The organism is Lapidilactobacillus achengensis, from assembly GCF_003946655.1.
GTDB classification, from domain to species: Bacteria; Bacillota; Bacilli; order Lactobacillales; family Lactobacillaceae; genus Lapidilactobacillus; species Lapidilactobacillus achengensis.
Genome location: NZ_RHOV01000018.1, coordinates 22,120 through 37,172 on the forward strand (window position 1 = coordinate 22,120; position 15,053 = coordinate 37,172).

General features: G+C 51.7%; 18 protein-coding genes. 16 read left to right on the top strand and 2 right to left on the bottom strand.

Features of this window, described 5'->3' with window-relative positions:
• The first annotated feature begins 2 nt into the window (after positions 1–2).
• The 16 genes from EKM94_RS09395 to EKM94_RS09460 all read left to right on the top strand — a co-directional run bounded on the left by EKM94_RS09395 (position 3) and on the right by EKM94_RS09460 (position 14,281).
• Complete coding sequence (locus EKM94_RS09395; RefSeq protein WP_125600929.1) at positions 3–1,106, top strand: ParB/RepB/Spo0J family partition protein; 1,104 nt, start codon at positions 3–5, stop codon at positions 1,104–1,106.
• On the top strand, positions 1,107–1,877 hold the full coding sequence (locus tag EKM94_RS09400) for a ParA family protein (RefSeq protein WP_125600932.1): 771 nt from the start codon (positions 1,107–1,109) through the stop codon (positions 1,875–1,877).
• The gene (locus EKM94_RS09405; protein WP_125600935.1) at positions 1,864–2,736 is read left to right on the top strand and encodes a ParB/RepB/Spo0J family partition protein; all 873 of its coding nucleotides are present in this window, start codon (positions 1,864–1,866) and stop codon (positions 2,734–2,736) included. The genes EKM94_RS09400 and EKM94_RS09405 overlap by 14 nt, the downstream gene beginning before the upstream one ends.
• A 9-nt stretch (positions 2,737–2,745) precedes the next feature.
• Positions 2,746–2,985 carry a DUF951 domain-containing protein gene (locus EKM94_RS09410; protein WP_125600938.1) on the top strand — a complete coding sequence of 80 codons (240 nt, stop codon included), beginning with the start codon at positions 2,746–2,748 and terminating at the stop codon, positions 2,983–2,985.
• 90 nt (positions 2,986–3,075) lie between these two features.
• Positions 3,076–4,176: a redox-regulated ATPase YchF gene (gene ychF, locus EKM94_RS09415; RefSeq protein ID WP_125600941.1), complete on the top strand. Its 1,101-nt coding sequence runs from the start codon at positions 3,076–3,078 to the stop codon at positions 4,174–4,176.
• Between the two features lie 48 nt (positions 4,177–4,224).
• On the top strand, positions 4,225–5,178 hold the full coding sequence (locus EKM94_RS09420) for a DUF1129 family protein (protein ID WP_125600944.1): 954 nt from the start codon (positions 4,225–4,227) through the stop codon (positions 5,176–5,178).
• A gap of 160 nt (positions 5,179–5,338) precedes the next feature.
• Positions 5,339–5,629 (top strand): hypothetical protein, encoded by a 291-nt coding sequence (locus EKM94_RS09425; RefSeq protein ID WP_125600947.1) that lies wholly within the window; start codon positions 5,339–5,341, stop codon positions 5,627–5,629.
• A 24-nt stretch (positions 5,630–5,653) separates the two neighbouring features.
• Positions 5,654–5,779 (top strand): hypothetical protein, encoded by a 126-nt coding sequence (locus EKM94_RS12865; RefSeq protein WP_263853211.1) that lies wholly within the window; start codon positions 5,654–5,656, stop codon positions 5,777–5,779.
• A gap of 233 nt (positions 5,780–6,012) precedes the next feature.
• A complete protein-coding gene (locus EKM94_RS09430) occupies positions 6,013–6,354 on the top strand; it encodes a hypothetical protein (protein ID WP_225422202.1) in 342 nt (113 codons plus the stop codon).
• A 154-nt stretch (positions 6,355–6,508) separates the two neighbouring features.
• Complete coding sequence (locus EKM94_RS09435; protein WP_125600952.1) at positions 6,509–7,252, top strand: metal ABC transporter ATP-binding protein; 744 nt, start codon at positions 6,509–6,511, stop codon at positions 7,250–7,252.
• Positions 7,249–8,157, top strand: coding sequence for a metal ABC transporter permease (locus EKM94_RS09440; RefSeq protein WP_125600955.1), 909 nt, complete (start codon positions 7,249–7,251; stop codon positions 8,155–8,157). The genes EKM94_RS09435 and EKM94_RS09440 overlap by 4 nt, the downstream gene beginning before the upstream one ends.
• Complete coding sequence (locus tag EKM94_RS09445) at positions 8,157–9,101, top strand: metal ABC transporter substrate-binding protein (RefSeq protein WP_125600958.1); 945 nt, start codon at positions 8,157–8,159, stop codon at positions 9,099–9,101. Before EKM94_RS09440 ends, EKM94_RS09445 begins: the two co-directional genes overlap by 1 nt.
• Before the next feature lie 410 nt (positions 9,102–9,511).
• Complete coding sequence (locus EKM94_RS12870; protein ID WP_263853250.1) at positions 9,512–9,646, top strand: hypothetical protein; 135 nt, start codon at positions 9,512–9,514, stop codon at positions 9,644–9,646.
• Between the two features lie 378 nt (positions 9,647–10,024).
• On the top strand, positions 10,025–11,509 hold the full coding sequence (guaB, locus tag EKM94_RS09450; RefSeq protein ID WP_125600961.1) for an IMP dehydrogenase: 1,485 nt from the start codon (positions 10,025–10,027) through the stop codon (positions 11,507–11,509).
• A gap of 520 nt (positions 11,510–12,029) precedes the next feature.
• Positions 12,030–13,388 carry an Nramp family divalent metal transporter gene (locus tag EKM94_RS09455; RefSeq protein WP_125600964.1) on the top strand — a complete coding sequence of 453 codons (1,359 nt, stop codon included), beginning with the start codon at positions 12,030–12,032 and terminating at the stop codon, positions 13,386–13,388.
• 440 nt (positions 13,389–13,828) lie between these two features.
• The gene (locus EKM94_RS09460; protein WP_125600967.1) at positions 13,829–14,281 is read left to right on the top strand and encodes a universal stress protein; all 453 of its coding nucleotides are present in this window, start codon (positions 13,829–13,831) and stop codon (positions 14,279–14,281) included.
• 30 nt (positions 14,282–14,311) lie between these two features.
• On the opposite strand, the gene EKM94_RS09465 is transcribed toward EKM94_RS09460, so the two are convergent.
• Together EKM94_RS09465 and EKM94_RS09470 are read right to left on the bottom strand one after the other, a co-directional pair.
• Entirely contained in the window at positions 14,312–14,635 is a 324-nt protein-coding gene (locus EKM94_RS09465) for a hypothetical protein (protein ID WP_125600970.1), read from the bottom strand.
• 122 nt (positions 14,636–14,757) lie between these two features.
• Positions 14,758–15,009 (bottom strand): hypothetical protein, encoded by a 252-nt coding sequence (locus EKM94_RS09470; RefSeq protein ID WP_125600973.1) that lies wholly within the window; start codon positions 15,007–15,009, stop codon positions 14,758–14,760.
• Positions 15,010–15,053: the final 44 nt, after the last annotated feature.

Below are 15,053 nucleotides of genomic sequence, written 5' to 3' on the forward strand. Positions count from 1 at the left end.
CCATGGCTTTCTTTAATCGTCAGAAAAAATCAAACACAACAACAGCTAAGCCCAGCGCGACGTCAGACGTTGCGGGCACGACCGCTGGTAGCACGTCAGCCAAAGCAGCAGCGACTAGCACCCAGTCTAACGGGAATGCGGCGCCGGGTCAGGAGTTGGCAACGCCAGCGTTAACGGCACCAACCGCCGCGCCGGATACCACCGCTGCGACTGCGGCGAAACGGGTCCAAGAGGTCGCGTTGAAACAGATCGTGCCCAACCGGCACCAACCGCGGAAGCAGTTTGGTGATGAGTCGATCAGCGAATTGGCGGAAACAATCGCGGCGCACGGCCTTTTGCAGCCAATTATTTTACGCGAATATGAACCGCGACATTATGAGATCATTGCCGGTGAGCGGCGCTTTCGGGCGGTCCAGGCCTTGGCTTGGCGCCAGATCCCAGCAATCGTGACGCAAATGGACTCTCAGGAATCCGCGGAAATGGCGGTGATCGAGAACTTGCAGCGGGAAGATCTTAACGCGATCGACGAGGCCAGCGCCTATCAAGATTTGTTGGCCCACAATCAGCTGACCCAGGCCCAGCTGGCGCAACGCGTGGGCAAGAGTCAGTCGTACATCGCCAATAAGTTGCGGTTGTTGAAGCTGCCGATCGAGGCCCAAGAAGCCTTAGCCAGTGGCAAAATTTCACCGCGACATGGGCGGGCGCTTTTGCAACTGGACGCTACCGCGCAGGCGATTGTCTTGAAGCAGATTTTAACGGATAATTTAACGGTGACGCAAACCGATGCTTTGATCAAACGGCTGAGTCAACCGGAACCGGAACCAGCAGTGGCCGGCCCCGAGTTGCCATCGGCTGCGTCGACCGGCGCTAAATCCCCGGCCAAAGCGGCGGGACGGTTGACTGGTGGTCAGCGGCAACATGTGGGTAACGCTGATCTGCGGGTCGCCGTCAACACGGTCAAGCAATCGATCAAGTTGATCGAGGCCAGTGGCGCCCAAGTGTCCTATCAAGAGGCACTGGCAGGGCAGAGCTACCAAGTCACGATCAAGGTGACCGTACCCGAGGCGCCAGCAGCGCCAGATTCCAAGGCTAAAGAGGAGAACTAAATGGTTAAAATTATTTCGATCGCCAATCAAAAAGGCGGCGTGGGTAAAACAACAACAACGATCAATTTGGGCGCTTGCCTCAATGAAGCCGGTAAACGGGTCTTGATTGTGGATACAGATCCCCAAGGCAATGCCACCAGTGGGTTAGGCATCAAGAAATCTGATGTTTCTAAGGATGTTTACGATGTGCTGATCAACGAATTACCGATCAAAGCTGCGACGTATCATACCAAACGGGTCAATTTAGATGTGGTGCCAGCGACGATCCAACTGGCTGGCGCGGAAATCGAGCTCACCTCACAAATGGCGCGGGAACAGCGGCTGGAAGCTGGCTTGCGGGAAGTTCGAGATCAATATGACTATATTTTGATCGATTGTCCGCCGTCATTGGGGCAGCTGTCGATCAACGCTTTTACCGCCAGCGATTCGATCATGATTCCGGTCCAAAGTGAATATTATGCCTTGGAAGGCTTGAGCCAATTGTTGAATACGGTTCGCTTGGTTCAGAAGCATTTCAACGCCCATCTAGGAATCGAAGGCGTGCTCTTGACCATGTATGACGCTCGCACCAATTTGGGCGCCGAAGTGATCGATGAAGTGCGCAAAACGTTCCGCGAGCGGGTTTACAAAACCGTTATTCCGCGCATCACCAGGTTAGCGGAAGCGCCGAGTTACGGGTTGCCGATCATTGATTATGATCCCAAGTCACGCGGCGCCGAGGTCTACATTTCCTTAGCAAAGGAGGTCATGAAGGCGAATGGCGACCAATAAAAATTCTAAAGGTTTGGGTCGTGGGATCGACGCGATTTTCTCGGACTTTGAGGCAATCGATTCTGATAAAGAAGCGGTGGAAGAATTAGCCTTAGCGGAGATCCGCCCCAATCCTTACCAACCCCGGAAGACGTTTGATCAGGCGGCTTTGCAAGAGCTGGCCAATTCGATCAAGCAAAGCGGCGTTTTCCAACCGATCATTGTGCGCCAAAGTATCAATGGTTATGAGATCATCGCCGGCGAGCGGCGGTTTCGCGCCAGCAAGTTAGCTGGTAAAGAGACGATCCCGGCCATCATTCGCGACATCGATGAGACTCAAATGATGGAGATCGCGGTGTTGGAGAACCTGCAACGAGAAGATTTGACGCCTTTGGAGGAAGCCGAGGCGTACCAAACCTTGATCAAGAAGTTGGCGTTGACCCAGGAACAAGTTTCTGAGCGCATTGGCAAAAGCCGACCATACATCGCCAATTACTTGCGCTTGTTGACCTTGCCGGATCCGACCAAGAAGCTTTTGCAGGCGGGCCAATTGTCCATGGGGCAAGCGCGCACGCTATTAAGCTTGAAGAAGAAGGATCAGATCGATTTACTGGCGGTCAAAGCCGTCAAAGAGAACCTGACCGTCCGCCAATTGGAACAACTGGTGCTCCAATTGAATAGTGATAAGCCTGCTCGTAAAGCGAAGAAAGCGGCCAAATCACCGTTCATCGTGGCGACGGAGAACGCCTTGATCGATCAGCTGGGCACTAAGGTCAAAATCGACAGCACCAAGAAAGGCGCTGGCAAGATCGAGATCAGTTACGCGTCCACTGAAGATCTGAATCGGATCTTGGAAATGATGCAAATGCATTTAGATTAGAGGTGCGATATGTTTGAATTAGGCGATATTGTTCAAATGAAGAAACCCCACGCTTGCGGCGCGAACCGCTGGGAAGTGACCCGCGTTGGCGCCGACATCAAGATCAAATGCTTGGGGTGCGGCCACTTGGTGATGTTGACGCGGCGCGATTTCACCAAGAAGTTGAAGAAAGTGGTGACTCCCGCCGCGGAAGTTGACCTGAGCCAAGAGCCGCAATATGTGACGCCAGCCGCGCTCAAACGGCCCTAGGCTTGAACATGGCCCAGCGCGACCACGTCGTCACCAAGCGCCAGAGCAGCGCGGTTCGTCGCAATAAATCAGAGAAAAAGGAAGTTTATTATGTCACTAACAGCTGGTATCGTTGGCTTGCCAAACGTTGGTAAATCAACATTATTTAACGCAATCACCAAGGCCGGTGCGGAAATGGCCAATTATCCATTCGCCACGATCGATCCCAATGTGGGCATGGTCGAAGTGCCGGATAGTCGGCTCAAGCGGATCGACGAATTGATCCCGGCCAAGAAAATCATTCATACCACCTTCGAATTCACCGATATTGCCGGCATTGTCAAAGGCGCCAGCAAGGGTGAAGGTTTGGGTAATAAATTCTTGGAGAACATTCGCCAAGTTGACGCGATCATTCACGTGGTGCGCGCGTTTGACGATGATAATATTACCAGCGTCACCGGCAAGGTCGATCCCCTAGACGACATTGAAACGATCAATCTGGAGTTGGTTTTGGCCGATTTGGAAAGCATCAATAAGCGCTACGAACGCGTGGAAAAGGTGGCGCGCACCAAAGATAAAGAAGCGGTGGCTGAATTTGCCGTTTTGAAGAAGATCAAACCGGTTTTGGAAGCTGGCGACAGCGTGCGGTCGATCGCGTTTGACGAAGACGAAGCCAAAATCGTCAAAGGCCTATTCCTATTAACGGCCAAACCGGTTCTGTACGTGGCCAATATTGCTGAAGACGCGATGGGCGCGCCTGAAGACGACCAGTATTTCCAAATCGTCCGGGACTACGCAGCCGGTGAAAACGCGGAAGCGATCGGCATCTCCGCACGGACCGAAGAAGAGATCGCCGAATTAGATGACGCCGACAAGGCTGACTTTTTGGCCGCGGAAGGCGCCAGCGAATCCGGCTTGGATCGCCTGATCAAGGCCTCGTATTCCTTGCTGGGCCTAGCCACTTTCTTCACCGCCGGCGGCAAAGAAACCCGCGCCTGGACCTTCCGCAAAGGCATGAAGGCGCCGCAAGTAGCCGGCGTCATCCATTCCGACTTCGAACGCGGCTTTATTCGCGCCGAAACCGTCTCCTTCACCGACTTGGATAAGTACGGCAGCATGCAAGCGGTGCGCGAAGCCGGCCGCTTACGGTCAGAAGGTAAAGAATATTTGGTTCAAGACGGCGACATCATCGAGTTCCGTTTCAACGTCTAAACCACCAGAGCACCACATCAATTTAGTTTATCAGGGAGCGATATTTTAGTGAAAGCAAACGAAGAAAACAACCAGCAAACACCGCCAGACGAGGTGCAAGCAACGAGCGAACCCGTCAAGGACGAACCAGCGGCAGAATCTGCCAACAATTCAACCGATTCGACTGATTCAACCAATTCAGCTGATTCAACCGCCGCGACTGATGAGACCGACACGATCGACATCGTTAAAACGGATGTTAGCGCTGAGACCGCGCGACGTAATCAGGAGGCCAGCGCTAGACAGGCCAAGGTTCGTAGCGAACGGAAACGTCCTCAAGGCAAGGATCCGCAAGAGATGACCCCGGCCGAATTGCGGGCGGAATTAACCAATAAGAATGACGATTACGTCTTCAAAATGCACAAACTTTTCGTGGAAGCGGGTTACACCGAAGCCGACGCTGACCAAAAAATCGACGAATTCCTGCCAGAGATCATCGCCGGACAACGCACTGGCAAGCCTGCCGCGCAACTCTACGGCGCACCCACCGTCAAAGTTGACCACATCATTCATGCGCCTGCCAAGCCAATCGAAATCAAATATTGGATGCGGTCAGTTGACTGGTCCATGTTATACTTCGTGATCCTAGCCGCTGTCTTCGGCGTGATGGGCTTCTTCACCAAAGCCAACGCCGCCAACAACACCAGTTCTGGCTTCTTGACTTTGGTGACCATGTCACTGTCCTTTGGGTTCTTACTGACTTGGTTCACCGATGGCATGGCCGAATCCCAAGCTGCCAAAAAAGCCGGGCGCAAGCCAAAACGGCCATTGTGGCGGACTATCTTGCTCTCCGTGGTCGCCGTTTTTGTGGTGATGGCGTTGATCAGCATGATTTCTGTGATCTTGCCAGGTCTGAATGTGGTGCTACCAGCGATTGTCTATCTGCTAATGGCAGCCGCGGTTTACGGGCTCCGTTACTTATTCCGGCGGCATTATCACATCAAAGGCAACACGATGTTTTAAGCTCCGCCCACTTCATTTGAATTGAAAATGGTCCCGCTCAATTTCGGTTGAGCGGGATTTTTTTGCGTTTGTTTGTTTTGCGAGCGGTTCTGGCTTTTGCTGACGATTTCATGGCAGAAGAGTTGGGTTTGGATGTGGACGCAACCGGCTGGGACTGCTGATGCGGACTGGAACGTGGTGGGCATCGTTTGAAGCCAATCCGCAAAGTGCGCGGCTTGTCTTCAAATCGAGCCTTGTCCTAAGCGGCAAAGCCGCCAAGGACAATTTCACCACTGAGCCGCGCAGTCCCAGCCGGTTGCTAGGCAGAATTGAGCTTATCTGCAATCGAAGTTGGATATCTGACAAAGCGCTTTTGCAAGTGTGGTGGTCAAACAATCGTCCTTTTGGTAATGGTACGGCAATGCCAACTGATCCGTGCTTGATTGCAGGTGAAGGTGGGTTTGAGTGGTGACGCAACCGCCTCAGGACGTTTGTCGTGGCTGGAACGCGGTGGGCATCGTTTGAAGCCAATCCGCAAGCCCAGCGGCTTGTCTTCAAATCGAGCCTTATTCTAAGCGATAAATCGCTAAGAATAATCTCACCGCTGAGCCACACGTCCTGAGGCGGTTGCTGAACAGACGTCCTGAGGCGGTTGCTGAACAGAATTGAGCGTATCTGCAATTCAGGTGAAGGACTTGACAAAGTGCTTTTGCAAGATTGAGATCAAACCATTCCCTCTTTTGAAGGTACGGCAATGCCAACTGATTTGGATTGGAAGTTCGGGGCATTTTGCATTGGTTGGACATCGCTACCCGTTTCCTTAACAAACCTTGGGTGGAAAGCCGACCGATTCAGTTGATTCATCAAGAACTGGCCTCAGTTCATCAGACAGACTTCACTGGTGTCACCAATTCAAAGCTGGTAACCACTAACCACGGTCGTCAATTACGCGAATCCTCATCAATTGACCATAGCTTGCCAAATGGCGTGAGTGCTCAAACGATTGCTATAACGTTGAGCGGCTGGAGCGGAGAAATTCGGGGTGAGATCGCCGTGAAATTGTCCTTAGCGGCTCTGCCGCTTAGGACAAGGCCTGATTTTGAGACAAGCCGCGTCCTTTGCGGATTGGCTCAAAACAGCGCCCACAGCGAGCTCACCCCGAATTTCGCAGCGCAAGCTGCGGGCAAGCTACTTTAGGAACATACGGACACAATCACAAAATTAGCTAAAACTAATCAGGATAATGACGTAGTTTAATTGTATATTTAGGCTAGATTAACAAAGTTCTTGCAATTAACGAAACTTTCCAGTAGACTTCAAGAAGAGCGATATCAAAAAGGGGAGGCGCATTATGTTAACAATCAAGAATTTAACCGTGGCCTATGACGAAACCCCGGTTTTTGCAAACCTGGACGTGACATTCCAGGCCGGCAAGATCACGGGCATCATCGGACCAAACGGCGCAGGCAAGTCAACACTGATCAAGGCAGTCTTGGGACTGATCAAAACGCAGCAGGGCACTGTCGCTTACAATGATCAAACCATGAAACAAGTCCAAAAGCAGGTCGCTTATGTGGAACAACGTAAGGATCTGGATCTTACTTTTCCGATCAACGTTTTCGACTTGGTGGAAACCGGGACTTACGGCCGGCTAGGCTTGTTCCGCAGTCCAGGCGCTAAGGAGCGGGCGGAAACGGAGCAGGCGTTGGCCCAAGTTGCCTTGAGCGACTTCAAGCGGCGGCAGATCGGCAACTTGTCTGGGGGCCAGTTGCAACGGGTCTTTGTGGCTCGGGCGATCGTTCAGCAGGCGGAGATCATTATTCTCGATGAGCCGTTCGTGGGGATCGATCTGCAAAGCGAGACGGCGATCATGGCAATTTTGCAACAATGGCGGGACCAAGGCAAAACGATCATTGTGGTTCATCACGATTTGAATAAGGTTTCCCGGTATTTCGACGATTTAGTGGTGATGAATCATGGCGTGATCGATTACGGCCCAACGAGCGCGGTTTACAATCCCGCCAACATTGGCCAAGCATTTAGCGCTGATTTATCGGCGGTACTTTTCACAGAGAAAACGGGGGTAGGCGAATGAATTCATTGATCGACTTTATTAACGCTTTGGGCAAATATGATTTCCTGCAAAGCGCCTTGATCACGGCCATTATGGTTGGCGTGATGTCCGGCGTGATCGGGAGTTTCATTATTTTGCGGGGGATGTCCTTGATGGGCGACGCGATTTCTCACGCGGTTTTGCCTGGGGTGGCGGTGGCCTATATGTTCGGCTTCAACATCCTGATCGGGGCGTCCTTGTTCGGGATCCTGGCGGCATTATTGATCGGCTTCGTCGCGTCCCATAGCAAAATCAAAACCGATACCTCGATCGGCGTGGTCTTTAGCGCCTTCTACGCGCTGGGCTTCATTCTGATCTCCATGGCGGAAAGCTCGACTAACTTGCACCATATTTTGTTCGGGAATATTTTAGCGGTCAGTGACAGCGACATTATGACGACGGCGGTGGTCTTGGGGATCGTGATTCTGTTCGTTTCCTTCTTCTACAAGGAATTATTGATCACCTCCTTTGACGCGACCTACGCGCAAACTTACGGGCTCAAGGTGCAGATCCTCCATTACGCGCTAATGTTGGTCCTGACCTTGGTGACCGTTTCCGCCTTACAGACTGTCGGCATTATTTTGGTGGTGGCGATGTTGATCACACCGGCGGCGACCGCCTTTCTGTGGACCGACAAACTGACCACGATGCTGTTTCTCGCCGGGGGTATCGGCGTGCTTTCTTCGATCACCGGCTTGTATTTCAGCTACACCTTCAACTGGGCGTCAGGTCCAGCAATCGTTTTAGTGGCGGCGGGCCTGTTCCTGATCTCCTTCCTGCTGTCACCCAAGCAAGCTTTCTTGCGCCACCGGGTCAAGAAAACCGCGCCAGCGCCACAAGCGGCGTCGGTTGAGACTCTAGCGACCAACGAAGGCGGTGACCGTTAATGAAAAAAGCGATCTTAACTTTTCTCAGCGTTTTCCTGATCATTGGCGGGACCTGGTTTTTCCTGAACAATCGCGGTAATACCGCCGCGAAACGCGTGGCCGCTGATAGCAAATTGCGCGTGGTGACCACCAATTCGATCCTTGAAGATATGGTCCATAATGTGGGCCAGGACCGCATCGAACTGTATAGCATCGTCAAGCGAGGCACCGATCCTCACGAGTATGAACCCCGTCCCGCCGACGTTTCCGCCGCGGCTGAGGCTGATGTGTTGTTCCACAACGGCCTGAACTTGGAAACCGGCGGCAATGGCTGGTTCAAGAAATTGGTCGAAACCTCCGGCAAGAAATTCAATCGCGACGTTTTCGCCGCCAGCGCTGGCGTGACCGCCTTACACTTGACCACCAACGTCAAGGAAGAAGATCCCCACGCGTGGCTCGACCTGGCCAATGGCTGCCAATACGTCAAAACGATCACCAAGGTCCTCAAAGAAAAAGATCCACAAAACGCCGCTTATTACCAAAAAAACGCGGACGCTTATCTTGCTAAATTGACCAAGTTGCACAACCAAGCCACCTCACAATTTCTCGATATTCCCAAAGCCCAGCGGTTACTGGTCACATCCGAAGGCGCTTTTAAATATTTCAGCAAGGCCTATCACGTCACGCCCGCTTATATTTGGGAGATCAACACCGAAGCTCAAGGCACGCCGGAACAAATGAAGGCCGTGCTCAAGCAGATCGACCACTCCCAAGTCAAAAGTCTCTTCGTCGAGACCTCGGTGTCCCCGAAGTCGATGAACAAAGTGGCTACGGAAACGGGTCTGACGATCTATTCCAAGATCTTCACCGATTCACTGGCGCCAAAAGGCAAGACTGGCGATACTTATTACGACATGATGAAGTGGAATTTGGATCAGATCCATGCTGGTCTGACCAACGGGTAAAAATTTGATTTTTGCTTGAATTGCGGGTTTGGGTGGGTGTTGCGCGTGAGCGCAACCGGGTCGGGCCATTTGTGCGGCTGGAACGCAGTGGGCATCGTTTGAAGCCAATCCGCAAAGTGCGCGGCTTGTCTTCAAATCGAGCCTTATTCTAAGCGGCAAAGCCGCAAAGAATAATTTCACCGCTGAGCCACATGGCCCGACCCGGTTGCTGGGCATAATTGAGCCTATCTGCAATCGAAGCGAAGGATTTAACGAAGTGGTTTTGCGAGCTAGAGGTCAAAATAATCGTTCATTTTTTGGTGGAACGGCAATACCAACTGATTTGGATTAGTAGGTTGGTACAGTTTGCACCGGTTGAACATCGTTACCCGCTCCATAAACAATCTTTGGGTGGAAACCGACCAATTCTGTTGATTCATCAAGAACTTGCCTTAGTTGATCAAGTAGACTGCACTGGTGTCGCCAATTTGAGAATTGTAACCACTAACCGCGGTCGTCAATTGCGTGGCTCCTCATCAATTGACCATAGCTTGCTAGTCGCGTGAGTGCTCAAACGGCTGTTATAACGTTGAGCGGCTGGAGCGGAGCGTGGCGTTGGTGGTTCGTTTGTTCGTCTGGCGGAAGGTCGGGCTGGGGGTGAGTCAGCCGCGATATTATTGTTGGCGATTTATCGCCTACAATAAGGCCGAGCTTGAAGATTTTCGGCGGGTTTCCGAAAAGCTTCAAGTCGTGCCCGCAGCGTTCCACCACCCCCAGCCCGACCTGGAGCCCTACCACATCTGCCCACCACCAACGCCACGCGCAGCGCAAGCTGCGGCCAATCTAAAAAACCAGTAAACCAGTTTTGCTATTGACCAAAGTGGCGAGCTATGCTAAGTTAGTTGTTAAAATAAAATACAATTAATACTTTGGAGGCTAGTTTGATGAGCAATTGGGACCAGAAATTTGCAAAAGAAGGATTAACGTTTGATGATGTGCTGTTGATACCAGCAGAAAGTCATGTTTTACCGAATGATGTGGATCTGTCGGTTGATTTGGCGGCCAACATCCATTTAAATGTCCCGATTCTCAGCGCCAGCATGGATACCGTTACAGAAGCGCCCATGGCGATCGCCATGGCGCGCCAAGGCGGTCTAGGCGTGATCCATAAGAACATGAGTATTGAGCAACAAGCTGACGAAGTGCGGAAAGTCAAGCGCTCCGAAAGCGGCGTGATCGCTGATCCGTTTTTCATTACGCCGGAACGGCCGGTCAGTGAAGCCGAAGATTTGATGCGCCGTTATCGCATCAGCGGGGTACCGGTGGTCAAATCGCAGGAAGATTTGACTTTGGTGGGGATCGTGACCAACCGGGATCTGCGCTTCGTGACCGATTACGCTGTGCCGGTCAAGGACGTGATGACCGATGACGCTTTAGTGACCGCGCGTCAAGGTACATCGTTGGATGAAGCGGAAAAGATTTTGCAACAGCACCGGATCGAGAAATTGCCATTAGTTGACGACGCTGGCCGGTTGAGCGGACTGATTACCATCAAAGATATTGAAAATGTGAAGCAATATCCGAACTCGGCCAAGGACAGTCACGGTCGGTTGTTGGTTGCTGGCGCGGTCGGCGTGACTTCGGATACTTTTGACCGGGCGCAGGCGCTGTTTGATGCCGGGATCGACGCGTTGATCATCGATACGGCTCATGGTCATTCCGCGGGAGTTCTGCGGAAAGTGGCGGAGATCCGCGCGACCTTCCCTGAAAAAACTCTGATCGCTGGCAACGTGGCCACCGCTGAAGGGACGGCCGCTTTGTATGACGCGGGCGTTGACGTGGTCAAAGTTGGGATCGGCCCAGGCTCGATCTGTACCACCCGGATCATTGCCGGGGTCGGCGTTCCGCAGATCACCGCGATCTATGACGCGGCGACGGTGGCGCGGCAACGAGGCAAGGCGATCATCGCAGATGGCGGGATCAAGTTCTCTGGCGATATCGTCAAGGCCTTGGCAGCAGGCGGCAACGCGGTTATGTTAGGCAGCATGTTGGCCGGGACCGACGAAGCGCCTGGCGAATTCGAGATTTTCCAAGGACGACGCTTCAAGACTTACCGGGGCATGGGCTCGCTGGCCGCAATGTCCCACGGCTCGTCAGATCGTTACTTCCAATCTGGCGTCAACGAAGCCAACAAACTGGTTCCCGAAGGCATCGAGGGTCGGGTCGCGGCGAAGGGTGCCTTGGCCGACGTGATCTATCAATTGGTTGGCGGTTTGCGCTCTGGCATGGGTTATGTTGGCGCGCCAACGATCCAAGCCTTGAACGACAACGCCCAGTTCGTTAAAATCACTGGCGCAGGCTTGCGGGAATCCCACCCTCATGATGTCCAGATCACCAAAGAATCACCAAATTACAGCATCGGCAATTAAGCCGATTTTAGGCTAGACCAATTAACTTTTAGCCGCGGACTACTTAACTTCTTAAATCAAACCAATTCTTTAGACAGAACGACCTTTTGGCGGTATTATGACGCTGAAAGGTCGTTTTTGGTGAGGTTGAGTGGCGGCAATCAGCATGGGCGTTGGCGGCGGCACTGAGTTAGGCCAGCCTCGCTAAGAGGAGACAGATTATTTGGGGAGAAGTAGCAGAACATTTGAGAGAAGCACAGATTATTTAAGGAGAAGTGACAGAACATTTTGGGCAAAGTCGGCAGCGAAGTGGCAGTGGGGTCAGGGTAAATTTGGGCGCGGATTTTCAGAAAAGTTAGGTAAGTTTAAGAAAAATAATGAGAAAAGGCCGGTTAAATTTACCGAGTTTCCGGGAAACAAACACTTTTCTGATGATATTTTTCTGAAAATTTACTTTGGCATACCTAAACTTTATCTTCACATTCGTTAAAATAAGAGTACAATAGTTTTTGGAGTGAAAGAGAAGAAGGGATGGCACACAATGGCAGAAGAAGAACACCATAAATTGATCGAATATGCCAATGGACCAAGTTTGGAAGAGATCAATAATACCGTCGAAATTCCTAAATCAGGTAATTTCTGGAAGAATTTACTAGCATTTTCAGGACCAGGTGCATTAGTTGCAGTTGGTTACATGGATCCAGGTAACTGGGTCACCTCGATCGGTGGTGGCGCCCAGTACGGTTACTTGCTGATGTCCGTGATCTTGATTTCAAGTTTAATTGCGATGTTGCTGCAATACATGGCTGCTAAACTTGGCATCGTGACCCATATGGACTTGGCGCAAGCGACCCGGGCCCACACCAGCAAAGGCATGGGGATCTTCTTATGGATCACCACCGAACTGGCGATCATGGCGACAGATATCGCCGAAGTTATTGGTGGCGCGATTTCACTGAAGCTTTTGTTCGGCATCCCATTGGTGGTCGGCGTTGCCTTGACCGTCCTCGATGTTTTCCTACTATTAGCGCTGACCAAGCTTGGTTTCAGAAAAATCGAAGCCATCGTGGTGACGCTGATCATTGTTATTTTAGTCGTTTTCGTTTATCAAGTGATCATCGCCCAACCTAATATGGCCGCGGCGTTTGAAGGCTTGTTACCGCATAAAGAGATCCTCCGCCCAGGCGAATTGCACATGGCCTTAGGGATCGTCGGGGCCACCGTTATGCCCCACAACCTTTACTTGCATTCATCGATTGCCCAAACGAGGCAATTTGATCGCAACGACAAGGAATCGACTCGGCGCGCGATCAAGTACACCACTTGGGATTCAAATTTGCAGCTTAGCGCGGCTTTCGTCGTTAACTGCTTGTTGCTGATCGTCGGCGCCGCTTTGTTCTTCGGCAAAGACACCTCACAATTAGGCACTTTCAGTAACTTATACAACGCCTTACAGGATCATAAAATGGCCGGCGCGGTCGCGTCACCAGTCCTATCGACTCTGTTTGCCGTCGCGTTGTTGGCGTCAGGACAAAATTCAACCATCACCGGCACATTAACTGGCCAGGTCGTCATGGAAGGCTTCATCCACATGAAGATGCCTCTTTGGGCGCGGCGCTTAGTGACTCGGCTAATTTCAGTTATTCCCGTTTTGATCTGCGCGATCATCTATCACGGCAAGGAATCCGCTTTGGACGCCTTACTGGTCAACTCGCAGGTCTTCCTATCCGTCGCCTTACCATTCTCCATGATTCCCCTAACGATCTATACCGGTTCCAAGAAAATCATGGGCGAATTCGCCAACCGCAAATGGATCACGATCCTAGCGTGGACCTGCACGATCCTCCTAACGATCCTGAACCTACAAATCGTATGGGAATCAGTCAAAGGCCTGTTTTAAACCAGAGTGCGGAGCGCAACGGGTTGACTTCGAGCATTAGCCTAGTACTGGCTTTGGAAGCGCGGGCTAGGCTTCCGAAACCAGTGCGTAGCTAAGCACAGAAGTCAGTTGCGCGCAGCACGTTTCAAAAAACCAGAGTGCGAGCCGATCCGGTTAGCTCCTGAGCATTAGCCTAGCGAAGGCTCTGGAAGCCGGTTTTGCTTCCAAAGCCAGCGCGTAGCTAAGCGGAAGGAGCTGGGTCGGCGAGCACGTTTCAGAAATCAGAGTGCGGAGCGAGGATGGGTGCTTGTGAGCATTAACCTAGTCATGACTTTGAAAGCCGTTCTTTGCTTTCGAAACCATGACGTAGTTAAGCGCAACAAGCAATCCTCGCGCAGCACGTTTCGAAAAATTCAGTTAAGTCAAGTTAGTGGTTTTCGGAAAGAAAGGGTGCTAGATCGATGGCAGAAGTAGATCGAGATCCAGAAGTATATTTTCATAAAATGCTAGTCGCGGTGGATGATTCAGAGGATTCCAAATTGGCCTTTAAATACGCGGTCCACCGCGCCAAGAAAGACCATTTAGGTTTGGCGATCGTTTCGATTTTGGAAAGCGACGAAATGAATGTTTACCAAGCCTTCAGTAATGATTATGTTCACGGCGAGCGCGAGGATCTGGAGCGACATTTGGAAGAATATCGCCATGAGGCCGAGGACGCTGGCGTGGAGAAGGTTGAGACTTTTATCGGTGAGGGCAAGCCGGGCGATGTCATTGTGCATGAGACGATCCCGACGATCAAGCCGGATTTATTGATCATCGGTGCCCGAGCGAAAACTACCGGCGCGCGCGTCGGTAGTCAAGCGGCTTACATGGTCAAGCATGCCCGCATCTCAGTTGCTGTGATTCGAAAATAAGAATTGATCAGGCTGTAACGTGAAATCGCGTTACGGCTTTTTTTGACGGTGCTGATCAGCGAGATTGCTTATTCTGGTTAAAAGTAGATTGGCCGCAGCTTGCGCTGCGAAATTCGGGGTGAGCTCGCTGTGGGCGCTGTTTTGAGCCAATCCGCAAAGTGCGCGGCTTGTCTCAAAATCAGGCCTTGTCCTAAGCGGCAGAGCCGCCAAGGACAATTTCACGGCGATCTCACCCCGAATTTCTCCGCTCCAGCCGCTCAACGTTATAGCAGTCGTTTGAGCGCTCACGCCAATTGGCAAGCTATCGCCAATTGATGAGGAACCACGCAAATGACGACTGTGTCTAGTGGTCATCAGCTTTAAATTGGTGACACCAGTACAGTCTGTCAGATGAACAGACCTGGTTTTCAGTGAATCAACTGAATCGGTCGGGTTCCATCCATGAATTGTTGAGGAAACGAGTAGAGATTTTCAGTCTACGCAAAATGTCCCAACCAACTAATCAAAATCAGTTGGCATTGCCGTACCACTTCAGAAATGACAATTGTTTGACCTCTAGCTCGCAAAACCACTTCGTCCAATCCTTCGCCTTGATTGCAGATCGGCTCAATTCTGCCTAGCAACCGGCTGGGACTGCGCGGCTCAGTGGTGAAATTGTCCTTTGCGGCTTTGCCGCTTAGGACAAGGCTCGATTTGAAGACAATTCCCGCTTTTGGAATTGGCTTCAAACGATGCCCACCACGTTCCAGTCCGCAACAGCAGTCCCAGCCGG